At 36.0% G+C, this 19,441-nt stretch carries 25 protein-coding genes; 16 read left to right on the forward strand and 9 right to left on the reverse strand.

The window, feature by feature from the left end; genetic code table 11:
* Positions 1 to 108 precede the first annotated feature (108 nt).
* Complete coding sequence (locus BUA72_RS15535) at positions 109 to 486, forward strand: PEGA domain-containing protein (RefSeq protein ID WP_052202571.1); 378 nt, start codon at positions 109 to 111, stop codon at positions 484 to 486.
* A gap of 223 nt (positions 487 to 709) precedes the next feature.
* On the opposite strand, the gene map is transcribed toward BUA72_RS15535, so the two are convergent.
* From map to BUA72_RS15555, 4 genes are all read right to left on the reverse strand, one after another.
* Positions 710 to 1,474 carry a type I methionyl aminopeptidase gene (gene map, locus BUA72_RS15540; RefSeq protein WP_072923768.1) on the reverse strand — a complete coding sequence of 255 codons (765 nt, stop codon included), beginning with the start codon at positions 1,472 to 1,474 and terminating at the stop codon, positions 710 to 712.
* Positions 1,475 to 1,560: 86 nt separating this feature from the next.
* Entirely contained in the window at positions 1,561 to 3,060 is a 1,500-nt protein-coding gene (locus BUA72_RS15545) for a MocR-like pyridoxine biosynthesis transcription factor PdxR (RefSeq protein WP_083544228.1), read from the reverse strand.
* Positions 3,061 to 3,246: 186 nt separating this feature from the next.
* Positions 3,247 to 3,687, reverse strand: a complete 441-nt coding sequence (locus tag BUA72_RS15550) for a carboxymuconolactone decarboxylase family protein (protein ID WP_072923770.1) — start codon at positions 3,685 to 3,687, stop codon at positions 3,247 to 3,249.
* A gap of 45 nt (positions 3,688 to 3,732) precedes the next feature.
* A complete protein-coding gene (locus BUA72_RS15555) occupies positions 3,733 to 4,179 on the reverse strand; it encodes a DoxX family protein (protein WP_072924149.1) in 447 nt (148 codons plus the stop codon).
* A gap of 651 nt (positions 4,180 to 4,830) precedes the next feature.
* On the opposite strand from BUA72_RS15555, the gene BUA72_RS15560 reads away from it, so the two are divergent.
* Together BUA72_RS15560 and BUA72_RS15565 are read left to right on the forward strand one after the other, a co-directional pair.
* Positions 4,831 to 5,622 carry a hypothetical protein gene (locus BUA72_RS15560; protein WP_072924152.1) on the forward strand — a complete coding sequence of 264 codons (792 nt, stop codon included), beginning with the start codon at positions 4,831 to 4,833 and terminating at the stop codon, positions 5,620 to 5,622.
* A gap of 7 nt (positions 5,623 to 5,629) precedes the next feature.
* The gene (locus tag BUA72_RS15565) at positions 5,630 to 6,274 is read left to right on the forward strand and encodes a hypothetical protein (protein WP_072923771.1); all 645 of its coding nucleotides are present in this window, start codon (positions 5,630 to 5,632) and stop codon (positions 6,272 to 6,274) included.
* A 47-nt stretch (positions 6,275 to 6,321) separates the two neighbouring features.
* Here the strand turns inward: BUA72_RS15565 and BUA72_RS15570 are convergent, their stop codons facing one another.
* Positions 6,322 to 7,284, reverse strand: coding sequence for a beta-1,6-N-acetylglucosaminyltransferase (locus tag BUA72_RS15570; RefSeq protein WP_083544230.1), 963 nt, complete (start codon positions 7,282 to 7,284; stop codon positions 6,322 to 6,324).
* A gap of 467 nt (positions 7,285 to 7,751) precedes the next feature.
* Between BUA72_RS15570 and BUA72_RS24505 the strand changes: the two genes are divergently transcribed.
* The 7 genes from BUA72_RS24505 (at position 7,752) to BUA72_RS15605 (ending at position 12,745) form a co-directional block, all read left to right on the forward strand.
* The gene (locus BUA72_RS24505) at positions 7,752 to 8,036 is read left to right on the forward strand and encodes a bacteriocin-like protein (RefSeq protein WP_034725567.1); all 285 of its coding nucleotides are present in this window, start codon (positions 7,752 to 7,754) and stop codon (positions 8,034 to 8,036) included.
* Positions 8,037 to 8,257: 221 nt separating this feature from the next.
* On the forward strand, positions 8,258 to 8,884 hold the full coding sequence (locus BUA72_RS15580; protein ID WP_072923773.1) for a hypothetical protein: 627 nt from the start codon (positions 8,258 to 8,260) through the stop codon (positions 8,882 to 8,884).
* Between the two features lie 58 nt (positions 8,885 to 8,942).
* The gene (locus BUA72_RS15585) at positions 8,943 to 9,506 is read left to right on the forward strand and encodes a hypothetical protein (protein ID WP_072923775.1); all 564 of its coding nucleotides are present in this window, start codon (positions 8,943 to 8,945) and stop codon (positions 9,504 to 9,506) included.
* Positions 9,507 to 9,518: 12 nt separating this feature from the next.
* Positions 9,519 to 10,235: a toxin-antitoxin system YwqK family antitoxin gene (locus BUA72_RS15590; RefSeq protein WP_072923777.1), complete on the forward strand. Its 717-nt coding sequence runs from the start codon at positions 9,519 to 9,521 to the stop codon at positions 10,233 to 10,235.
* A 6-nt stretch (positions 10,236 to 10,241) separates the two neighbouring features.
* Positions 10,242 to 10,757 (forward strand): hypothetical protein, encoded by a 516-nt coding sequence (locus tag BUA72_RS15595; RefSeq protein WP_139259625.1) that lies wholly within the window; start codon positions 10,242 to 10,244, stop codon positions 10,755 to 10,757.
* A 19-nt stretch (positions 10,758 to 10,776) separates the two neighbouring features.
* Positions 10,777 to 10,884 carry a zinc-binding dehydrogenase gene (locus BUA72_RS24850; protein WP_072923780.1) on the forward strand — a complete coding sequence of 36 codons (108 nt, stop codon included), beginning with the start codon at positions 10,777 to 10,779 and terminating at the stop codon, positions 10,882 to 10,884.
* A gap of 367 nt (positions 10,885 to 11,251) precedes the next feature.
* A complete protein-coding gene (locus BUA72_RS15605; RefSeq protein WP_072923781.1) occupies positions 11,252 to 12,745 on the forward strand; it encodes a BspA family leucine-rich repeat surface protein in 1,494 nt (497 codons plus the stop codon).
* 88 nt (positions 12,746 to 12,833) lie between these two features.
* Here the strand turns inward: BUA72_RS15605 and BUA72_RS15610 are convergent, their stop codons facing one another.
* Positions 12,834 to 13,352 carry a hypothetical protein gene (locus BUA72_RS15610; RefSeq protein ID WP_047455549.1) on the reverse strand — a complete coding sequence of 173 codons (519 nt, stop codon included), beginning with the start codon at positions 13,350 to 13,352 and terminating at the stop codon, positions 12,834 to 12,836.
* Positions 13,353 to 13,367: 15 nt separating this feature from the next.
* On the reverse strand, positions 13,368 to 13,745 hold the full coding sequence (locus BUA72_RS15615; protein ID WP_139259626.1) for a hypothetical protein: 378 nt from the start codon (positions 13,743 to 13,745) through the stop codon (positions 13,368 to 13,370).
* A gap of 345 nt (positions 13,746 to 14,090) precedes the next feature.
* On the opposite strand from BUA72_RS15615, the gene BUA72_RS15620 reads away from it, so the two are divergent.
* A complete protein-coding gene (locus BUA72_RS15620; protein ID WP_072923785.1) occupies positions 14,091 to 14,681 on the forward strand; it encodes an FEKKY domain-containing protein in 591 nt (196 codons plus the stop codon).
* A gap of 164 nt (positions 14,682 to 14,845) precedes the next feature.
* Here the strand turns inward: BUA72_RS15620 and BUA72_RS15625 are convergent, their stop codons facing one another.
* A complete protein-coding gene (locus tag BUA72_RS15625; RefSeq protein ID WP_072923786.1) occupies positions 14,846 to 15,439 on the reverse strand; it encodes a hypothetical protein in 594 nt (197 codons plus the stop codon).
* A 37-nt stretch (positions 15,440 to 15,476) separates the two neighbouring features.
* Positions 15,477 to 15,995, reverse strand: a complete 519-nt coding sequence (locus tag BUA72_RS15630; protein ID WP_072923788.1) for a hypothetical protein — start codon at positions 15,993 to 15,995, stop codon at positions 15,477 to 15,479.
* A 259-nt stretch (positions 15,996 to 16,254) separates the two neighbouring features.
* Here BUA72_RS15630 and BUA72_RS24670 point away from each other — a divergent pair, with 259 nt between their 5' ends.
* From BUA72_RS24670 to BUA72_RS15650, 5 genes are all read left to right on the forward strand, one after another.
* Positions 16,255 to 16,527, forward strand: a complete 273-nt coding sequence (locus BUA72_RS24670; protein WP_228407895.1) for a DMT family transporter — start codon at positions 16,255 to 16,257, stop codon at positions 16,525 to 16,527.
* Positions 16,524 to 17,075, forward strand: coding sequence for a DMT family transporter (locus BUA72_RS15635; RefSeq protein ID WP_228407896.1), 552 nt, complete (start codon positions 16,524 to 16,526; stop codon positions 17,073 to 17,075). Before BUA72_RS24670 ends, BUA72_RS15635 begins: the two co-directional genes overlap by 4 nt.
* Positions 17,076 to 17,233: 158 nt before the next feature.
* Positions 17,234 to 18,046, forward strand: coding sequence for a helix-turn-helix domain-containing protein (locus BUA72_RS15640; RefSeq protein WP_072923789.1), 813 nt, complete (start codon positions 17,234 to 17,236; stop codon positions 18,044 to 18,046).
* Positions 18,047 to 18,117: 71 nt separating this feature from the next.
* Entirely contained in the window at positions 18,118 to 18,591 is a 474-nt protein-coding gene (locus tag BUA72_RS15645; protein WP_139259627.1) for a DUF6265 family protein, read from the forward strand.
* Between the two features lie 439 nt (positions 18,592 to 19,030).
* Positions 19,031 to 19,363, forward strand: a complete 333-nt coding sequence (locus BUA72_RS15650; RefSeq protein WP_034725549.1) for an ArsR/SmtB family transcription factor — start codon at positions 19,031 to 19,033, stop codon at positions 19,361 to 19,363.
* The last annotated feature ends 78 nt before the right edge of the window (positions 19,364 to 19,441 follow it).

Raw genomic sequence — 19,441 nt, forward strand, 5'->3', positions numbered from 1 at the left:
AATCCTACTTTTCTTTAATATTATTTTTTTGTAAGTTCGCGCCGCGGTGAAATAGGCTACGGAAAATAAATAAGAGTGCCTGTTCATCGCTATTTAACGTTAAAATTTATGAGAAAAAAATTATTGACTGTATTGTCTTTTGGTGTTATCCTTTCCACAACTTCATGTGCAAGTATTTTTACAGGAACAAAAGATTCAATATCATTTACATCATCGCCAGAAGGGGCTAAAGTATTCCATAAGGGTGTAGAGAAATGTACTACGCCTTGTACTGCTGATATTTCAAGGTCATTAAGCAAGCAGACGGTTACCTTCGAAAAAGAAGGTTATACTACCAAAGAAGTGAAGCTTGTGAAAAACTTTAATGCGGTAACCCTGCTTAATATCCTTCTTGGAGGAGCCATTGGCGTTGGAATTGATGCTGCAACAGGTTCTCTGACTAAATATTCTCCAAAAGCATACACCGTAGAATTGGAAAGCAAATAACACCGGATTATACAAACATAAAAAAGCATCTGTATATTTTACAGATGCTTTTTTATTATGTAAACCTGAGTTCTAAGTTTTGGCTAAAGCCTTTTGCCATGCGCATATTCTGTAAGCGGGCTGAAGCCCGCTGCTATTGAATACACAGGATGCCTTCCAGGAATATGTGTCAGTATATGAATGTCTTGAGAACTTCCCTCATCCTTCTTCCATCTTCCAGTCTCTAGTTCAAGATCTCATTCATTTCAGTTAAAATGATAGGTTTTCCATCCGTTACCACAATGGTGTGTTCGTGCTGCGCCATATAGCCGCCTTTGTTGCCAACCATCGTCCAGCCGTCATTCAGTTCTACTGCAATATTGGAATCTGTAGAGATAAAGGTTTCAATAGCCACCACGGAATTCTTTTTAAATCTTCTGGAATCATAACGGTTTCTGTAATTCATCAGTTCGTCCGGTTGTTCATGCAGGCTTCTTCCGATGCCATGTCCGGCAAGGTTTCTGATGACTTTAAAACCTCTTTTTTTAGCTTCGGTTTCCATTAGAAATCCGATGTCTGCTATTTTTACACCGCCTTTAATATTGTTGATTGCTTTCTGTAAAATTTCTTTGGAAGCATTGACCAGCTTTTGGTGCTGATGAATATCTTTTCCGATCACAAAAGAACCGCCGTTGTCCGACCAGTATCCATCAAGTTCTGCGGAAACATCTATATTAATCAGATCTCCTTCTTTCAAAACTCTTTTGTCGGTAGGAATTCCGTGACAAAATTCATTGTCTACACTGATGCAGGTCCAGCAGGGAAATCCGTAGGTGAGATGCGGTGCCGATTTCGCTCCAAATCCGGAGAGAATCTTTGCGCCATATTCATCCAGATCTTTCGTAGTCATGCCGGGTTGAGCGTACTGAATCATTTCTTTTAAAGTGTAGGCAACAGCTTCACTTGCTTTCTGCATTCCTGCCAATTCCTGTTCATTGGTTATAGACATAGTCTTTTATTTACGGTTCAATAATTATTTAGGAACTACAAAGTTAGGAAATAATTATTTTTATTTTAATACGAAAAAAGGAGCTTTTAAATGACCGATCTTAATAGCTCAAGTGATTTCACAATCTCTGTTTCATTGAGTGATGCAAAACCTAATCTGAGGCCATTCGGGACAAAAACTTCGTTATTGTAAAAAGATCCGTCAGCAATCTTAAGTCCCTTTTTTTCGGCATCTAAAGACAGTTTTGGGAGACTTACCGACTGGTCAAAAACTGACCAGACGGCCATTCCGCCTTCGGGAATTTTAAAATCAATCACACCGCTGAAATTGCTTTGCAGAATCTCACAAAACAGGTCTCTGCGTTTTTTATATATTTTCAGGGATTTTCTAAAATGCCTTTCCATTTCTCCATTATCAAACAGAGAAGAAAAAGCCTCCTCCAGAAGTGAATCTCCCTGTTTATCTATCAGTTGACGCAACGAAGCTGCTGCCTGAACAAATTCAGGCTGGGCAATCATAAATCCTATGCGTAATGCGGGAGCAAAGGTTTTGGTAACAGATCCTATATAAATGACATTCCGGTTATGATCAATGCTCGCAAGCGGAATATAGGGTTTGGCATCATAATGAAAATCAAAGTCGTAATCGTCTTCAATGATGGCGAAACGATATTCCTTAGCCAAATTTAAAAGCTTTAATCTGCGCTCAATGCTCATGGTTACCGTAGTCGGAAAATGATGGTGAGGGATGATGTATACTGCTTTGATGACCTGTTTCTTTAAAATGTCTTCCAGAAAATCTATATCCATACCATGTTCATCCACGGGAATACGCAGAAGATGGGCTCCCACATATCTGAATATCTCATCGGCAGAACGGTAATTGGATACGCCTACCGCAATACTGTCAGATTGGGTGAGTAAAAGCTGTGAAGCCAGATAAATTCCCATCTGACTTCCTTTGGTAATAAGCAGGTTGTCCGGATGTACAACTAATCCACGGGTATCAGATAAATACCGGGATAGCGCTGAACGCAGGTTTTCCGAACCTTTCGGGAATCCATATTTAAGAAAGTTTTTTCCATAGAATTTTCTTGAAATGCTGCGGTATTCTCTCATCAAAAGATCAACCGGAGTTAAACGGACATCAGGAAAACCATCATCAATAGTAAGCATAGACTGCTGGTAATTTTCACTGATCTGTATTTCCTTAAAAGGATTCGTCCATGAAAATGCTTCTTCATTAATGTTTATTGTTTGTTCAAAATCTGCTTTTTTCTTTTCAGGAAGTGCCGGAAGTTTAGATAAAACAAAAATTCCTTTTCTTTCCACAGACTCTGCCCAGCCTTGGCTGACCAGTTCTTCATAGGCCAATTTTATGGTATTCCGGTTAAGACCTGTCAATTCTGACAGCAAACGGGTGCTGGGCAAAACATCTGACGGCTGAAGCGTTCCATTCGTGATCAGATGGATAAAACTGTTACACAGCTGAATATACAGCGCAACACTTGAATCTCTCTTCAGTTGTATTAATGATTTGTAAGGCAGCATTCCGGATTGTTTATTTAAATGTACTATGAGTTTCATTAAATCTATAACAAAATTAAATAGTAATCAAGGGAAGTACTGAAAAAACGGGTGGCAAGCTATTGAGGTTTTATAACTACATTAATTATTATCCTTGTCAAGGTTTTGAACCTTGACAAGGATATATTTACAGAAATTGTTGAAAATTATTGTCCTGTAGCGGCTTCCAGCTGTGGTATTAGTTTATTAATACTGAGCAGGAACCAACATCGTTGTAATTCCGATCCTGTTCCATGCATTGATGGTGATAATAGCCATAATCACCTGCGCCAGATAGGTTTCTCCCAGCAGCTTTTCTGCAGTGGCATAAGTTTCATCCTTTACATGATTACTGATTAGGGTTACCTCTTCCGTGAGGGCTAAAACAGCGCGTTCTTCTTCTGTAAAGAAAGGCGTGTCTCTCCATGCATTCAATGCGTAAATCCGCTGTTCTGTTTCACCGGCTTTTCTGGCTTCTTTGGTGTGCATATCGATACAGAAAGCACATCCGTTGATCTGTGAGGCTCTGATCTTGATCAAATCTTTATGTGTTCTTGAAATGGTTGTGCTTTCGATGAATTTTTCAAGGCCGAGGATCGCTTTATAGCCATTGGGTTCTACCTGATCCATTTTAATTCTTGTTGACATTGTATGATGTGTTTGTTTAATTTTTAGTATTTGTTTTGGATGTATTTACTTTGCTTTATTATTCAACAGATGATCAATACTCCATTTATAATTAGGGATAAAAGAGAGTAGAAATCCGGCTGCCGAAGCTGTAAATACCCCGTAATTGATGGGTTTTTGAATTCCCACCGAAAGAGTCATAAACAGAATAAAGGTCAGGGTAATAAGTGAAGCACCGATCGCAGCATATTTGGTTTTAAACCCTATAATAAGACAAATGCCTACCCATAATTCAGCGACTGTAGCGATACTTCCCATGACATTAACGATGGGCCTTTCAAATACCGGCATCAAAGTAGAAGTGTAATCTATAAAGTTGTTCCAGTTTCCCCATTCAATGTTTCCGGTTCCCGGAGCTCCCAGTATTCCCAGGCGGTCTGCAACAGGCGTTAAGAAGGTAATCCCTAATGCATATCGTAAAAGTAATTGCGGGATATTAAAAGAATCTTGCATAAATCTTGTTTTTCTGAGGACAAAATTAGGAAGACTCTGAGCTGCTTTAGTCACCCAGTTTTACAAAACAAGATGGCCCAGATGATGCATGAATTAAATTTTAAAATGGTTAGGCACATTACCGTCTATGAAGAAGGGTTGCAAAAAGTCCTACTGCCGCCAGAAGAAAGCCAATTGAAATCAATAGAAAAATAAATAACAGAAGAAATCTGTTTGGAACTTTGAGGGAAGCTTTTCTCTTAAACATCTGAGGATTGGTAAACCCTGTCAAACTCACAAAAAAGAAGATTAAACTTAAGAGTAAGGAAATAATCAGGAAGAGTCTTGTGAAATCTAAGTTCATCGGGAAGTGTTTTTTTATCGTCAGCAAGCGAAGCTACATCAATTTGTATTAATTCTGTTCATTCTTCTTGAAATTTTAATTTTTAAAATGATAAAGATTTAACCTTACTTTCTTCATTTATCTTAATGTTTTAAATAATTGGTATAGAATTAACCACGGATTGCAAAGAGGTTTGTGTTGTATGGATTTAGATTTATCATCTGAGAATTATATTTAATAAAACCTCTTGACATTTATCAAGCCAATATCCGTTCCTATTTAATAATTTTGTAGAAACAAAAGGAAAAAACATTAGAATTTAACAGGTGATGAAAAACAAATTATTTCGATTATTATTCATTGTATCAGGCTGCATTTTGTCAGCACAGAAGGCAGACAATTCTTTTCATGGCTATTATAAATCTGATAATTCTGAAACTCTTTACGACGGCTTTAGCTTCGAAGGAAATGGAAAAGTTTTAATAGCGGACATGAATTATGGGGATTATTTTACCAGAAATGACAGCTTGATTGTTTACCCCGATAAAAGCATATTCATTTTCAAAATTAAAAAAGATAAACTCATCGGTCTTTCCAATTGGGTCAAAAAAGGAAGCTGGACTCATCAAAAAGATGCACCGGAGACCGGAAAATTCTACGATTCGATTAAGGCTAAAAAAAAGGCTGAGCTTTTAGCGGAATATTATGATCAGACCAAAACATCATCTAAATCAGGGCTTGACTTGGATGCTTTGGTTTCCGGTAAAATGAATGATATTAATGAAAAGCTTTGTGGAAAGGGTTTGGCTAAAGCCTGTATGAATCTTTTCGGATTGAAGATGATGGAATATACGCCAGATCTTCTGACTGATCCCGGAAAAATTGCCTCAAAAAAACTGAAACCCCATCCTGAATTGATCTTGCTGTCCGATAGGATTATAGAACTTGGAGAACCTGAAGGATATACTGTATTAGGCAGCTATTATTATGCATTAGGTTTGAAAGAGAAAGCTTTTAAAACCTGGGATGAAGGAGAAAAACATGGAAGTTTAAAATCTCCTCAGGCCAAAGCTTCAGTTGAAATTCAGGAAGAACTTGATCGGGAAGATGAAAAGAAATAATTGAAAAATGGGTACAAATCTAGATCCTAAACCTCTCACGATGTATTTAAATAAAAAATACTTCCCATTACTCTTCACTGCCGTAGTGGTAGGCTGTAGTCCCACTGAAAAGACAGATCTGAAAAATAAGAAAACCAGCGATACGGTCCATATCGATAAGATTTCTGTAAAGCACAAGGATACGCTTGTGGCGGATATGAAAATACCTGTTATTGATACCACTGCGGTATTGACTGCTTTCAATGAAGCAAAAAAATCAAAACTTTTTAGCCAAGAATTGGATTTTAATGGCAATAATAAGATGGACGGATCTATTTTTGATCTGGAGCGGCCCATTCTTATCGGAGATTTAAATGATGATCATTTGGATGATGCCATGATGCCTTTTTCGATAGAAGGGCGTGAAGGCGGAAATAACTGGGATACCTATTATGCTGTTTTTATTAATAATAGAGGTGTCCTTGACTATAAATATTCTTTTTCAAGAGGTGGGAAATTTTCTGAAACCCTGATCAATTTTACAAGTATAAAAGACGGATTTATAAAAGGCATGGAAGTGCCCGGAAACAATTCCTCCAAAGAAGACAGTACACCTGTAAATTATATGTACAGGAATACTGACCTTTCAGAAGTAGCTACCGCTTCAGAGTAAAATCATACAAGGTTGATTCATCCATGAAGGGTTTCTGATGAAGAATTTTAGTTTAAATGGTTGAAACTTTTGCTGATATCTTTTATATCATTTATCTTTATTAATGTTTTAAAGGGCTCGTTAAATTGAATTTGAATCCCTTCGATGATTTGCTTATCAATATTATCATCAAATTTCCGGGCAAACAGGTGATTGCCGGTCTGTAGGAAATCCAGATCTGTTTCCGTAAACGTTTTTGGGCGTAGTTTAATATCACCGTCAGGAATCCAGATGATTGCTCTTTTGTCATCATCTACCAGAATACCATCGAAAGAAGTATTCATTAGCACGGTCTGGAAGAAAGATTCATCTGCAATTAAGGTATTCAGATAATAGTCTTCAAACTTTTTCACCTCGGTACTGTTGCATATAAATTCACAACAGCTTCTGGTGAGGATCATCCATTGCCCGCCTATATAAGGAATAACATCTTTCATAAACCCTCTTGTATGGGTTTTCTCCGAAATCTTATCATCAGCCTCTTCAAAATAATTCTCGATCCTGTTCATGGTCTCAGGTCTGCTTTTTTTCTGATCAGCAATTTTTATATAGCTCTTTCCATTATTCTTTGACAGAAAGTCTTTGATGATCTCCTGCGATTTTAGTGGATAATCCTGGCCGCTTAAATTGATGAAATAATCCCACTTCATATTCATCTCCAAAAGATATTTCATTCCGTCCAGCTCGGCCTGCACCATGCTGTAGCCTCCCCATACGACGTTTTTACTTTTAAGGATATGGACATTCGGATATTTCTGTAAAAACACATTAACATCTTCACCAATTTCCAGGTTGGCTTTTTTATCGATATGGATAAGGTAAAAGTTGGCAGGATCGTAAATGGCTTTGAAAAGACGTTTAAATTGGTCCGGTAAACGATGTACTAAGATTAAGTACGCAATAGTGATAGATTTCTTCGGTATGTTGCCGATGCTATGCCCATTACTTTCGTTTTGGTAAACATTTCTCATTTTATTTTATTTAAAAATTATGAATGTTTACAACTTATTTTATAAAGTATTAATAGACATTTTTGTAAATATACAAAAATTAAATAACATTTTTTAATAAAAACATAATTCAATAAGCGTAAATGAACCCTGATTGTTTTCTTTCAATAACCCAATTTTAAAGAAAATGGATTGAGAATCGGGTAGCGAATTCCGTGGTAATTTTTAAAAGAAATTAGAAATAATTATATGGTTCAATAAGAATTTAAAATTCAGGGGAAAAATTCATTTTAATGAATATACCCTGTAAATTGTTCATTTTCATGAAAATATGAAAGATAATTCAAATAATGATATATTCATTAAATATCATTTATATTAATCAAATATTAAGTTATAAATATATTTGATTATTTTTTTCGAAATAATATAAACATATTGTAATTATTCTTATCTTAGTGATGTAATAACAACATAAAATTATACTCATGAAAAATTTCAAAAAATTGAACAGAAACGAATTGAAAACTATTTCAGGTGACGGAATCTTTGATAACATCGGAGGTGTTATCGGAGGACTAGGTGGAGTAGTTGGTGGAGTAGTAGGTGGTGTAGGTACTATCGTAGGTGGCGTTGTAGGTGGCGTTACCAATACAGTAGGAGGTGCTGTAAACGGTGTAGGTGTTCTTGTAGGGAATACATTGTGCCAGGTACAGTGCGTTGTAAACGGTGTTGTACACATCCAGGTCCTTTCTTGTGGATCTACTTGCTAATCCAAGCCAGTAAAATTAAAAATTATACCGCTCTGAAAAGAGCGGTTTTTTTGTGCGAATCTCTGACTTTGCAATATAAAAAACAGCTCATTTTCTTCAGCACATACAATCTGAAAACACTCTTTTTACAAATTCTTGATTTTTGTCAAGCCCAAATTGCCAATTAAGACAGTTCTTTGTCTTCTTTTTGCACAAAAAACAAAATGGGATCTTAAAAAATTATGAAAAACAAATTATTCACAGCATTCTTTTTATCAGTATGCTTCGCTACACATGCACAGATAGGTATCAACACTCAAAATCCTCAAGGCGCATTTCACATCGATGGAGGAAAAGATAACAACGCAAACGGTCTTCCTACACTTGCCCAGCAAGCTAATGATGTTGTGCTCACTCCAGGAGGAAATCTGGGTATTGGCACTACAATTCCGAACAGTGTTTTACAGGTAAACGGATCATTAGCAATGCCTGTAGTCACTACTGAGAACAACTATACCCTTACCGACAGAGATTATTCTGTCATTTTCACCGGGGTATCAAAAGACGAAGCAAGCCATGTCACTTTTACGATACCAGATCCGGCCACATACAAAGGACGCATCTACAAAATCACTTCTCTGAACGGTGGCACCAATGGTCACGGTGAGTGGAACAGTGATTTCACGGTTTTTAAAGAATATGGTTTAACTTTAAGCCAACCTGTTATTTATGCAAAAGATGATGACGGCTCTGTGATGTCTTCTACGCAGGTTTACGTCCTTGGAAACGGTGCCGCCGGAACCAAAGGCCCGGGTGACAGAATCACTATACAGAGTGATGGAAATAATTGGTACTGTATTGATTACTGATCAGGTATAAATTCTGCCATAATCACTACATTGCAATACATTAAATCAACCCAAAAAGATGAAAAAAATTATCATTACAGCTGTCATTCTATCATTAAATACACTGAATCAGGCATATGCACAAAAAAAGGCACCAGCTACAAAGCCTGTTGTTCAGCAAAATGCAACAAAAGAAGCTAAGGAAATTGAAAAAGCAAAGACCTGGATCACCCGTACGGTTGCCAATACTTTAAATAAAGCCAACGGTATGGCAGAAAATACGAATGAAGAGGCAGAGGGAAAACATAGACCCATCTATACTGCCCGATATATGGCCTATAAAGATGATGCTGTAGAAGTGGATATGGATGGAGGTATGACAAAGAAAGCATTCGAAAAAAAATGGTCTAAAGATTTTAACTGTCAATATGCAGGCATAGGTAATGGTTATTTGGTTTCCGGATCAGATTACGGATTTATAGAAGTGACCCGTTGTGTTTTCATCAAAAAGATCGGCGATGCGTATCTGTTTGAAACTGTTATTACAGATACGGAAGCTAAGATTAATTATAAAAGAGATATCAAAGTAATTCCTTCCGGAAATTCTTTTCTGATTGCAGATGTGCTGGAATACAATCAATAACCTGATTTTACTATGCCTACAATTCCTTTTTTAATCCTGTTCAAACTGCTTTATCTGGGAAGCTTCCCGGATCAGACAGGGATTATCTATTTCGACGAAAACTGGCAGCCCGTATCCAAAAAGGAAATGGTTTACTACACACCAGTGCCTAAGCCTGTCGGGAAAAAGTACTTATTTCAAGATTATTACAAATCCGGAAAACTTTATTTTGAAGCTTTGTCCAATTCTAAAACGGAGAGAAAATTTGATGGTGTGGCTAAATTTTATGCAGAAAACGGACGCCTGATAGAATCCTCAGAGCTGAAAAACGGAGTCCTGAATGGTAAGATCCATTCCTTTGATGAGACCGGCAGAAAAAAAGGGACCGCTTTGTATGTCAATGATAAACAGATGAGCTCAGATATGTATTATTATAAAGGTGATCCTGAAGGCTCTCCGGATTATGACATCATTTTGATGAGCATGAATGATGAACTAGTCGCGGAAATTATTTATGATGGAATGAGGTATGGAATTCGACAGGAGACTTATTTTACGGCCAAAGTAGTAGAAAGTTATGATACCAACGGCAAACTGATAGGTATAGCTAAATTAAATCAGGCTGATCCCAATGGCAATGTCCTGGATTATTTAAAAGAACACAACCAGCCTGTTGATGGAGTTGTGGTAGAATACCTCTATCATCCGATGAGAGTAAATAAAATCATTCATCTCAAAAAACAGAAGTAACCCATAATGTTTACACATATACTAAAAGAGCCCCTTACCGCCGAAGAAAAGAAAAAACTAAAGTTTGTCCTAAAAACAAGAGTGATTATTGGATTGATTTTCATTCCTATTCTTCTTCCGGCTTTCGTACTTATGGGTTTCGCAGCCATTCAGGATATCATGAGCGGCACCCCTGACGGAGGTACTTATTTTTGCATTGCTATGATCTTTTTTTGTACATTTCTGCTCATCCGGTTTGTGATTCCTTTTTATAGAAATTCTTTTAAAAACCTTAAGCGGGAAGATAAACTGGTCGTTAATACCGTTATTTTGTCCATCTCTAAAAACTGGACCAATAAGGGATTTAAATACAATATCCAGACAGAATACAGATCTATAGATTCCTGGTCTGTAACAATGGTGATAAAACCCAGTCTTCCTTATCATGAAATGTATGTTAATATGCCTATCACGATCCACTGTTTTGAAGATAACAGTATAGACATACTTTATATAGAGAAAACAGATTTAAAAAACCGATAACAGGAAGACTTTTAAAGATATGATAAGATCTGGCATTGCTAAAACTTACCCTTTTACTTCTATGGCAGAAGCACATCAACAGGTAGAAACGCGCCGTACCGCCGGAAAAATAGTGCTTACAGTGTAATTAATACATTCCTTTAATGAATATTTATTTTTATCATAATCTGATCAAATATCATAACGAAAAATATTCAAAATAATGTCGTAATAATTTTATTGCGACATGTTCTGTCGTTGTGCGTCTATATCTTTGTATGAGAGATAAGATAAACAATCCCGGGAAATTATTGTCTTACCAAACCTAATTTTAACCTTAAAATAATGATTATGAAAATTCAGAATGTGAAGTTAATTCCAACAATCCTTGTGGCGAAACAGGAGAGTACTGGTAGCCAACTGACAGTCAGGCAAGAGAAATAATTCATTTTAAATTAACCATACTTTCTTATTTTTTTTAAAATAACTCTTATTTTTGTGAAATTTTTTAAATTATGTATAAAAAACAGCTAATAACCATTTTTCTATTTTTATTTTTCAGTTCTTATGCACAGACTGAATTTATCACTTCGTGGAAACCCAATGTAACGGGTACAATCGATAATGCCATATCTTTTGGCGGTACCGGTACCAGCTACACCATTAACTGGGAGGAAGTAGGATATCCTCAACATAATGGAGTAGTCAGTTCTGTTACATCCAGCAGCAGCAGTCCTACTATCATTTCTTTTGGCACCTCTTTAAACACCAATCCGGTTCAGGCCACCTACAAAGTGAAGGTGTCTAATGGCAGTGGATTATTTTATGGATTTAAGGCTAATATCAATGTTCTCACTGAAAACCCGGAACTCACCGAAGTTAATCAATGGGGAAATATCATTTGGCTGGAGCAATTCAACAGGGGATTCTCAAGATGTCCGAACCTTGATGTCACTGCTACAGATGCCCCAAATCTGACACAAATTAGTAATTTATCTGAAATGTTCTCTTATTGTCCATCTTTGGTTGGCAATAATTCATTTTCTACCTGGAATACAGGCACCATTACGAATATGAGTGGAATGTTTAGCAGGGCAACATTATTTAATCAACCTATTGGAACCTGGAATACGGCGAATGTTACAAATTTCAGTGATATGTTTGCGTTGGCATCTTCTTTTAATCAAAATATTTCTAACTGGAATACGGTGTCCGGAACCAATTTCTCTTCAATGTTTACATTTGCAGTGGCTTTCAACCAGCCATTAAATTCATGGAATACCTCAAATGCTACTAATTTCCGCTATGTATTCGCTAATGCCACCTCCTTTAATCAGCCACTTAACAATTGGAATACAGGTAATGTAAAAGATTTTGAGCAGATGTTTACGAATGCTACATCCTTTAATCAGCCTATTGGAAATTGGGATGTTAGTAAGGTTAATATTAATATTGGATTTAATATGTTAAATGGTGCTTCGCAATTTAATCAGGATATTTCTACCTGGAATATTAAGCTTCAAAACTTTCTTTCGAATTCAATCTATTTCGGATTAAAAAATACACGTTTATCATGTACCAATTATAATAAATTTCTAATTGCTCTCATTAATAATCCTACATGGGCCAGCTCAGGAATAACATCCGGAACCATTGATGCAACAGGGTTGACCTATTCTACACCGCAAGCCATTATGGCAAGAGCTCAATTGGTAAACAAAGGTTTTAACATTATTGGAGATACGTATAATGCTGCTTGTAATGGAAGTTTATCAACCGTGGAAACTTCAGCACAATTAAAAACTCCGGCTTATCCTAATCCAACAACAGGAATGATCACCGTGGAGTCTGCTGAAAACGAAAATGCTTATCTATATGACAGCACCGGTAAAATGATTAAAAATATACCTTTAAGTAAAGGGAAAAACCAGATCGACCTTACCGGATATCCATCAGGAAACTATCTGTTAAAAGGCCATACAACTTTTACTAAAATAGTTAAGAAATAGACTTCAGAGTCTTCATTTAAACCCTAAAAAATAGCCCTACAACAAACAATTGTAGGGCTATTTCTTTTATAGGCAGAATCAAAAATTCTTAGAATATTGTAAGAATTTGTTGGGCAGGTGCAGCCAAAGTATTAGTAGCAGCGGTTCTGCCTGATGGAGTGGCTCCCGAATTGTATGTAGGATTACCCGGCGGTGTACAACCTCTTCCTACATCAATTGTTTCGCCATTTACAAACACGATTGTAATACTCTGCCAATTAATAATAGATGTGATAGCAGTTGGTATGGATGCCCCGGCACTTACGTTATATATGGCATCAGGAATACCTATATAGTGTGACATAATATCCCATTGATTTATTGGTGGCGTTTTTGATCCACTCGTACTCATCAAATCATAAGTAACCGTGGTGCCAGGTTGAATTAATCCTGATGTCTCTCCTGAAGCAATCGGATGGCAATCAGATTGCCATGTTGTAGGGTCTGTGACTTTAATTTTCAATTTAGCAACAGCAACAGGACTGAAATTATAAACGACTAACGGGTATTGCTGAGCTTTAATAATGACAGCTAAAAGAACTAAAAGCAGTGGAAGAATTTTTCTCATATTGTATGTGATGTATTATGGTTTTTGTTCATTTGAAATTGAAATAAAGGCTTGTGAAATAATGGCATCATCCTCTAAACCATTGACTTTATCTTTAGTCATTCCTGTTGACAGTAAAACCATTTTTGCCGGTTCCAATAAGATTTTTTTCCTTGAAGGGCCAAATCCCTGGCTTCCTGAATTGTTTGCAATTTCTTCTTTAACAAGTGTGGGGTTATTGGCATCCGCTAATGCTTTTTTGAAGTCACCAATGGCTTGACTTTTAGACGGAATAGATTGGTTAGTACGCCCTTCTAATGGGTTACTCGTCAGTTTGTTTTCTTCAGAACCTTCCAATGAACATGAAATCATTGATAGAGAAGATAGAAAAGACAAAAAAAATACTTTTTTCATATTTTAAAATTAATTTGATAGTGCTCAAAAATACTAAAAAATATAATACACCATGTATTGAAATAATATTTTTGATTATTTTTTTTAATTATAATTGAATATTAGATAAATAAAATTAATTATGAATCACTAAATAAAGAATTTAAACTATTAACAGCGTAGTCAAAAGAAACTTTAAAAATTACGCTTGCCTGAAAAAAGTAGATCTAATCTATAGAGCTAAATATAGAGGAGAATTATTATCTTTAAACATCAACATTAACTGGAAAACAATATTTAACTTCATAGAGAAGATTGATACTTTGTGTAGATTTGAAAGTTGGCAGCCATTATAAAAGACACGAAATGAGAAAAATAAGGATGAACTATTTACTGATTGTATTGACAATATTAATTCAGTCCTGTAACGAACAAGAAAAAAAAGTTGATGCATTGAAAACAGAAAATGATTACACTTTATTGATGTATGGACTACCTGATATGGAAAGACAAAATTCAAGAAATATCATTGCCGAAAAGTGGGCAATAAAATTCAAATCAGTTGCAGGTTGTGTGGTTTCAAAAGAATTGGTTGACAGTGTAAAGACTATAAATGACAGAGTCAATAAAAACATTGAAAAGAAATACGGCAAAAATTGGAATGCTCAATTTGAAAAAGAAATAGGGGAAGAATATGAAAAGGAAAAGCAAATTACTGCAATTTTAGACAAAGTTGACTTTATCAGGAAGAGAGATGATCAAATGGATAAAGAAGGCAATGGACTGGTTTATTATATGACACCAATTGAAAATTCAACGACAGACTATAAGGTATCTGTAGAAGGTTGGGATACTATTAACGACAAAGACGTTTGGGTTTCTTATTATAGAATGACAGCAAATTATAAGACTAAAGAATACAAACTGTTAGAGGATAAAATAGAAAAAATAGAGTAATTGCCACCAATAGGACTGACGAATAAAACTCACCATTAATAATCTCTTTTTTACAGTGGAAAATATCTCAGATGTAAAACTGGTAAAATATACAATTTAACATAATATAAATTATAGGCAAAATATAATTACAGAGTTTTACCTTAAAAAACATTCAATATCTGCTACTTTCCGAATTTCTCTTCCAGATAGTCTTTGACAACGTTCACAAACTCTTCCTTGGTCATGTATCTGTCCAGAAAGTCTTCCAGGCTTCCTTCATTCTCAATCTCCTCGAAATAAACTTCATGATCTGTACTGTAAACTGTCGGGTTCATTGGATTTGGATCCGTTAAGCAAACAAAGTAATGATCCGGATATCCATAAGAATAGATAATACAGATAAAATCCATTTCTGTTCCCTGTACAGTTTCTCTGACTTCAGCTTCTTCTACAAATCCCTCAAGTTCACCATCATCTTTTGAATCTTTTTTGAAGGGCGTAAACAGCCAGTCTTTATAAAAATCCTGTCCATACGTTTGCTCATGCTCTGAAAAATAATGCTCAACCAAATCTTCGTAGAATTTTTCATTATGGTCGGTATACGTCTCTTTATTCTTTTCGTAAAATGCATCAATCCCATACACATCCCATTCTTTATCATACAGATAAGAGCTGAATTGGATGCTTTGCCAGTTTTCTGCAAAGGTTTTTTCTGCACGTACGTGTTCTGTATTGGCACCTAAAACATTTAATTTTTCTAATATTTTCGTATACATTATGTTAAATTGAAATTATAACAGATTTAAAATCAGGCTAATATTTTCCGTCATTCCACAACTTTTCCGTTGTTTCTTCCTGGCTGTATTCAAAATAATTCCCGTTTTTGTCTTTATTTCTTTGGAACAGTTTTACATTATACGTTCTGAAATTCAGCTTCAAAAACTGATGAAAATAACCATTCCCAAAGCATACATGACTGTAAAACAGCGATTTAAAATCTTCTTTATCAGGTATTTCAAAAGTTTTCAGCCGTCTTACGATCTCCGAAACTTCAGTTTTCATGATGCCTTCCACGATGATAGGTTCCGGTAAAGCTATATCAAAGGCCAGATTCTCCGCTCCATCCTCTTCCCACCATTCCCAGAGATTAAATCCGGACATCTCCTTCCCTGTCATTTCATGCAGCGTATTCTCAAGTTTTTGGTAAGCTGAATGATCTTCATCACCATGCTCATCACAGTAATCCGTATATTCTAAAATAAGCCGTAATACCTCAGGATAAAGCTTTTCAGCAGTCGTAAAATCAGGCTCAATTTCCTTTCGTAATTCCATATCATCTAAAACAAAATTCTTTTCTGTACTAAATTACATAATTTTTAAGACCTTAATCATCGTGTTTTAGTCTGTTTTACCTATATTTGATCTCAATACAATAGATATGAACCACGCGAGCTGTTTGCCTCCTCCAGGATTCTAATATTTTCAATTCCATTCGAAGTATGTTCATGCCGTTAAATTTTTATCGGCACAAATATGAATGCTTCAAATTCTGATAAAAAATAGTATTACAAATCTTTACAGTTCATTCTCAATGAAAAAATCATATTTATTATTGCATCTGGCCGTTATCCTGGCCGGCTTTACAGGCATTTTCGGAAAACTCATCTCTTTAAATGAAGGACTACTCGTCTGGTACAGACTTTTCTTTTCGTCCATCATTTTATTTGTTATTTTAAAACTGCTGAGAATCCCCTACAGCATTTCTGCACAGGAAAAAGTACGTATAATGAAAGCTGGGCTGCTCATCACACTTCACTGGCTTTTCTTCTACGCCAGCATTAAATACTCCAATATTTCAATTTGATTGATCAGGAAAAATTTAAAATTTCAGAATTGCTTCTCAGTACATTGACTTTGTTTGGGATCAGCCTGATTTTTCATTTCGACACTTCTTATCAGCTTGGAATTATTTTAGGTGTAATTTCTTCCGCTTTTGGTGCCCTCTATACCATTTATAATAACTGGCTGGTGAGACACTTTGATACCAAAGTCATCAACTTTTATCAGATGATGGGCGGAACTTTAGGCCTCGGAGCATTTTTGCCCATATATCTCCTCATTTTCCCGGCAGATAGCATAGTCCCTGACTTAAAAAACACGGCTTATTTGGGCATTTTAGCACTTTTTTGTACAGTTGGTTTATATGTGGCATTTGCAGAGGTTTTAAAGAAAATTCCGGCCTTCACTGTAAATTTAACGTTCAATCTGGAACCGGTTTATGCGATCATTATGGCATTTTTATTTTTCGGGGAAAGCAAAGAAGTTAGACTGGCATTTTATATAGGCATTTCACTGATTATTACTTCGGTTGTTTTGCAGACATTGATTTCAATGAGAAAAAAATCTAGCTAATCCATCTAAACGAAACGCAGAAGATATAAAACTTCTGCGTTTTTTAATTTTAGAAACAAATATAAATCACAAATTAGTGATATTTTATGTGATTTATCTATCTCGATTTTATTCAGTAGTTTTAAAAGTCAGACTGATGAAAAATAAAAGATTAAATAATGAATTATCAAACCTTCCAACCTAGTCCTAAACTCTCCGCTCTTATCAAGTGCTATTGGACCCTGGAAAGCCCTAAGGAAGACGTTCCTCAGCAGCAAACCATTGTTCCGGACGGTTGTATGGAAATGATTTTTCATTATGGTGACCTTTACAAACAATATATGGATGATGGCCAGGCTGTGGTTCAGCCCAGGAGCTGTGTTTTCGGCCAGCTTACCAAACCATTGGTTATAGAATCTACGGGGACTACAGGAATGTTTTCTGTACGTTTTCAGTATGAGGGTTTTATTCCGTTTGCCACAATTCCCATTAAAGAAATGGATGATAAAGCCGTTTCCCTCGATAAACTCTTCGGAAAAGACGGAATTGAGCTGGAGAAAAATATGCTAAAAACCAAAACACCAGAAGAAAAAATACAGGTTGTTGAAGACTTTTTACTCAAAAGACTGGATGCCGGTGCCATTGACAAAATTGTACGTTCTACAATAGATACTATTATTACTGCTAATGGTCAGATTTCAATCGGTGAACTTTCCAAACAGACCAATATCAACCGTAGACAGCTCGAACGAAAGTTTTCTTCTGCCATAGGTTTAAGTCCTAAACAGCTCTCCAAAACAATAAGACTGCAAACAACGCTGAAACTCCTACTCAATAACGAATTTACAACACTTACGGCTTTAGCGCACGAATCCGAATACTATGACCAAGCCCATTTTATAAAGGATTTCAAAGAATTCACGGGACTGACTCCTAAAGAATTTTACGGTGAAAATCTGAAAATGTCTTTCCTTTTTTTCGGCACAGATTAACCTTGTCGCATTTTTACAATTATAAGCTTAATCATATGCTGAACTTTGTCTTCATCATAAAAATCAAGACAATGAAAACAAAACTGATTCTCTCCGCCATTATCCTGGCAATTCTCTCTGCCTGGACTCTACAGCACAATGAAATCCAAAAACTGGAATGGCTCATCGGTACATGGGAAACCAAAACGCCCAAAGGAAGCCTCTATGAAACCTGGACCAGAAAAAGCGATACCGAATTCCAGGCAAAAAGCTATTATCTGAACAAAAAAGACACCATCATGTTTGAATTTGTAAAGCTGGTAGAAAAAGACAAAAAGCTACATTATATGGTCACTGTAAAAGGTCAGCATGATGAAATCCCCGTTGATTTTGTATCAACTTCCGGCTCAAAACCTACTTCTCTAATCTTTGAAAACCAACAGAACGACTTTCCACAAATCATTACCTATAAAAAAATCAGTAAAAATTCTCTAATTGCTGAGATTTCTGGCACTATCAAAGGCAAAAAAGAGAATGAAATATTTGCGATGAAAAAGATAAAATAATAAACGGCACTTTATATATCCATTACTAAGGAAAAGATCATTCAAATTTAAGGGGAAAAGGCTCGGCCGCCGAAGGCGGCCAGCTTAACTTTCGCTTCATCAGACAAGTTCACTTGTCTCCTCTTTGCACCCCTAAAATAAACAGCATTAATTTAAACTTTGCGTTTCCAACAGGATGCATATTTAATCTCACGCAGATTAAACGAATTACACAGATTATATTTTAACTACGATCTTATATCAAATTATTAAAAATTAAACGTAAGCATCCGCTCAATCTTCAAGATCTGCGGGAGATAAGAATAACAGCTCAATCCTTTATACAACATGCTCTCGGATCATCTATTCTAGAGCTTCTTTGTTTAAAATCAACAATTTATCAAAAAAAACTTGCGTAGTCAAATAACTTCATTTAAATTTGTAGTCAAATAACTACACAATGAATTTAAGAAGAGATGTATTCCAGGCTATCGCAGACCCTACCAGAAGATCTATCCTGATGCTGGTGGCCGCACAGTCCATGACGGCCGGAGCCATCGCTTCCAATTTCGATACCGCTAGACCTACCGTTTCCAAACATCTTCAGATCCTTACAGAATGTGAATTGCTAAGGTCTGAACAGAACGGCCGTGAAATTATCTATCACCTAAATCCCAATAAAATGAAAGAAATAGCCGATTTTATTGAACCTTTCCGCCAGATGTGGGACGACCGGTTCAATAAGCTGGAAAGTGTAATGAAAGCCTATCAGAAAAAGATAAGTAATGAGTAATGGGCAATAAGTAATATTTCACAACCAATCCTCAAACTCTCCCACTCTCCCACTCTACTACTCTCAAACACTCAAACT

The organism is Chryseobacterium sp. OV279 (genome assembly GCF_900128945.1).
Lineage (GTDB): Bacteria > Bacteroidota > Bacteroidia > Flavobacteriales > Weeksellaceae > Chryseobacterium.

What these genes read in the sequence shown, in the direction of transcription:
- BUA72_RS15535 (WP_052202571.1), top strand. Translation starts at nt 109, where the DNA reads ATGAGAAAAAAATTATTGACTGTATTGTCTTTTGGTGTTATCCTTTCC.
- map (WP_072923768.1), bottom strand. Translation starts at nt 1,474, where the DNA reads ATGTCTATAACCAATGAACAGGAATTGGCAGGAATGCAGAAAGCAAGT.
- BUA72_RS15545 (WP_083544228.1), bottom strand. Translation starts at nt 3,060, where the DNA reads ATGAAACTCATAGTACATTTAAATAAACAATCCGGAATGCTGCCTTAC.
- BUA72_RS15550 (WP_072923770.1), bottom strand. Translation starts at nt 3,687, where the DNA reads ATGTCAACAAGAATTAAAATGGATCAGGTAGAACCCAATGGCTATAAA.
- BUA72_RS15555 (WP_072924149.1), bottom strand. Translation starts at nt 4,179, where the DNA reads ATGCAAGATTCTTTTAATATCCCGCAATTACTTTTACGATATGCATTA.
- BUA72_RS15560 (WP_072924152.1), top strand. Translation starts at nt 4,831, where the DNA reads ATGAAAAACAAATTATTTCGATTATTATTCATTGTATCAGGCTGCATT.
- BUA72_RS15565 (WP_072923771.1), top strand. Translation starts at nt 5,630, where the DNA reads ATGGGTACAAATCTAGATCCTAAACCTCTCACGATGTATTTAAATAAA.
- BUA72_RS15570 (WP_083544230.1), bottom strand. Translation starts at nt 7,284, where the DNA reads ATGAGAAATGTTTACCAAAACGAAAGTAATGGGCATAGCATCGGCAAC.
- BUA72_RS24505 (WP_034725567.1), top strand. Translation starts at nt 7,752, where the DNA reads ATGAAAAATTTCAAAAAATTGAACAGAAACGAATTGAAAACTATTTCA.
- BUA72_RS15580 (WP_072923773.1), top strand. Translation starts at nt 8,258, where the DNA reads ATGAAAAACAAATTATTCACAGCATTCTTTTTATCAGTATGCTTCGCT.
- BUA72_RS15585 (WP_072923775.1), top strand. Translation starts at nt 8,943, where the DNA reads ATGAAAAAAATTATCATTACAGCTGTCATTCTATCATTAAATACACTG.
- BUA72_RS15590 (WP_072923777.1), top strand. Translation starts at nt 9,519, where the DNA reads ATGCCTACAATTCCTTTTTTAATCCTGTTCAAACTGCTTTATCTGGGA.
- BUA72_RS15595 (WP_139259625.1), top strand. Translation starts at nt 10,242, where the DNA reads ATGTTTACACATATACTAAAAGAGCCCCTTACCGCCGAAGAAAAGAAA.
- BUA72_RS24850 (WP_072923780.1), top strand. Translation starts at nt 10,777, where the DNA reads ATGATAAGATCTGGCATTGCTAAAACTTACCCTTTTACTTCTATGGCA.
- BUA72_RS15605 (WP_072923781.1), top strand. Translation starts at nt 11,252, where the DNA reads ATGTATAAAAAACAGCTAATAACCATTTTTCTATTTTTATTTTTCAGT.
- BUA72_RS15610 (WP_047455549.1), bottom strand. Translation starts at nt 13,352, where the DNA reads ATGAGAAAAATTCTTCCACTGCTTTTAGTTCTTTTAGCTGTCATTATT.
- BUA72_RS15615 (WP_139259626.1), bottom strand. Translation starts at nt 13,745, where the DNA reads ATGAAAAAAGTATTTTTTTTGTCTTTTCTATCTTCTCTATCAATGATT.
- BUA72_RS15620 (WP_072923785.1), top strand. Translation starts at nt 14,091, where the DNA reads ATGAGAAAAATAAGGATGAACTATTTACTGATTGTATTGACAATATTA.
- BUA72_RS15625 (WP_072923786.1), bottom strand. Translation starts at nt 15,439, where the DNA reads ATGTATACGAAAATATTAGAAAAATTAAATGTTTTAGGTGCCAATACA.
- BUA72_RS15630 (WP_072923788.1), bottom strand. Translation starts at nt 15,995, where the DNA reads ATGGAATTACGAAAGGAAATTGAGCCTGATTTTACGACTGCTGAAAAG.
- BUA72_RS24670 (WP_228407895.1), top strand. Translation starts at nt 16,255, where the DNA reads ATGAAAAAATCATATTTATTATTGCATCTGGCCGTTATCCTGGCCGGC.
- BUA72_RS15640 (WP_072923789.1), top strand. Translation starts at nt 17,234, where the DNA reads ATGAATTATCAAACCTTCCAACCTAGTCCTAAACTCTCCGCTCTTATC.
- BUA72_RS15645 (WP_139259627.1), top strand. Translation starts at nt 18,118, where the DNA reads ATGAAAACAAAACTGATTCTCTCCGCCATTATCCTGGCAATTCTCTCT.
- BUA72_RS15650 (WP_034725549.1), top strand. Translation starts at nt 19,031, where the DNA reads ATGAATTTAAGAAGAGATGTATTCCAGGCTATCGCAGACCCTACCAGA.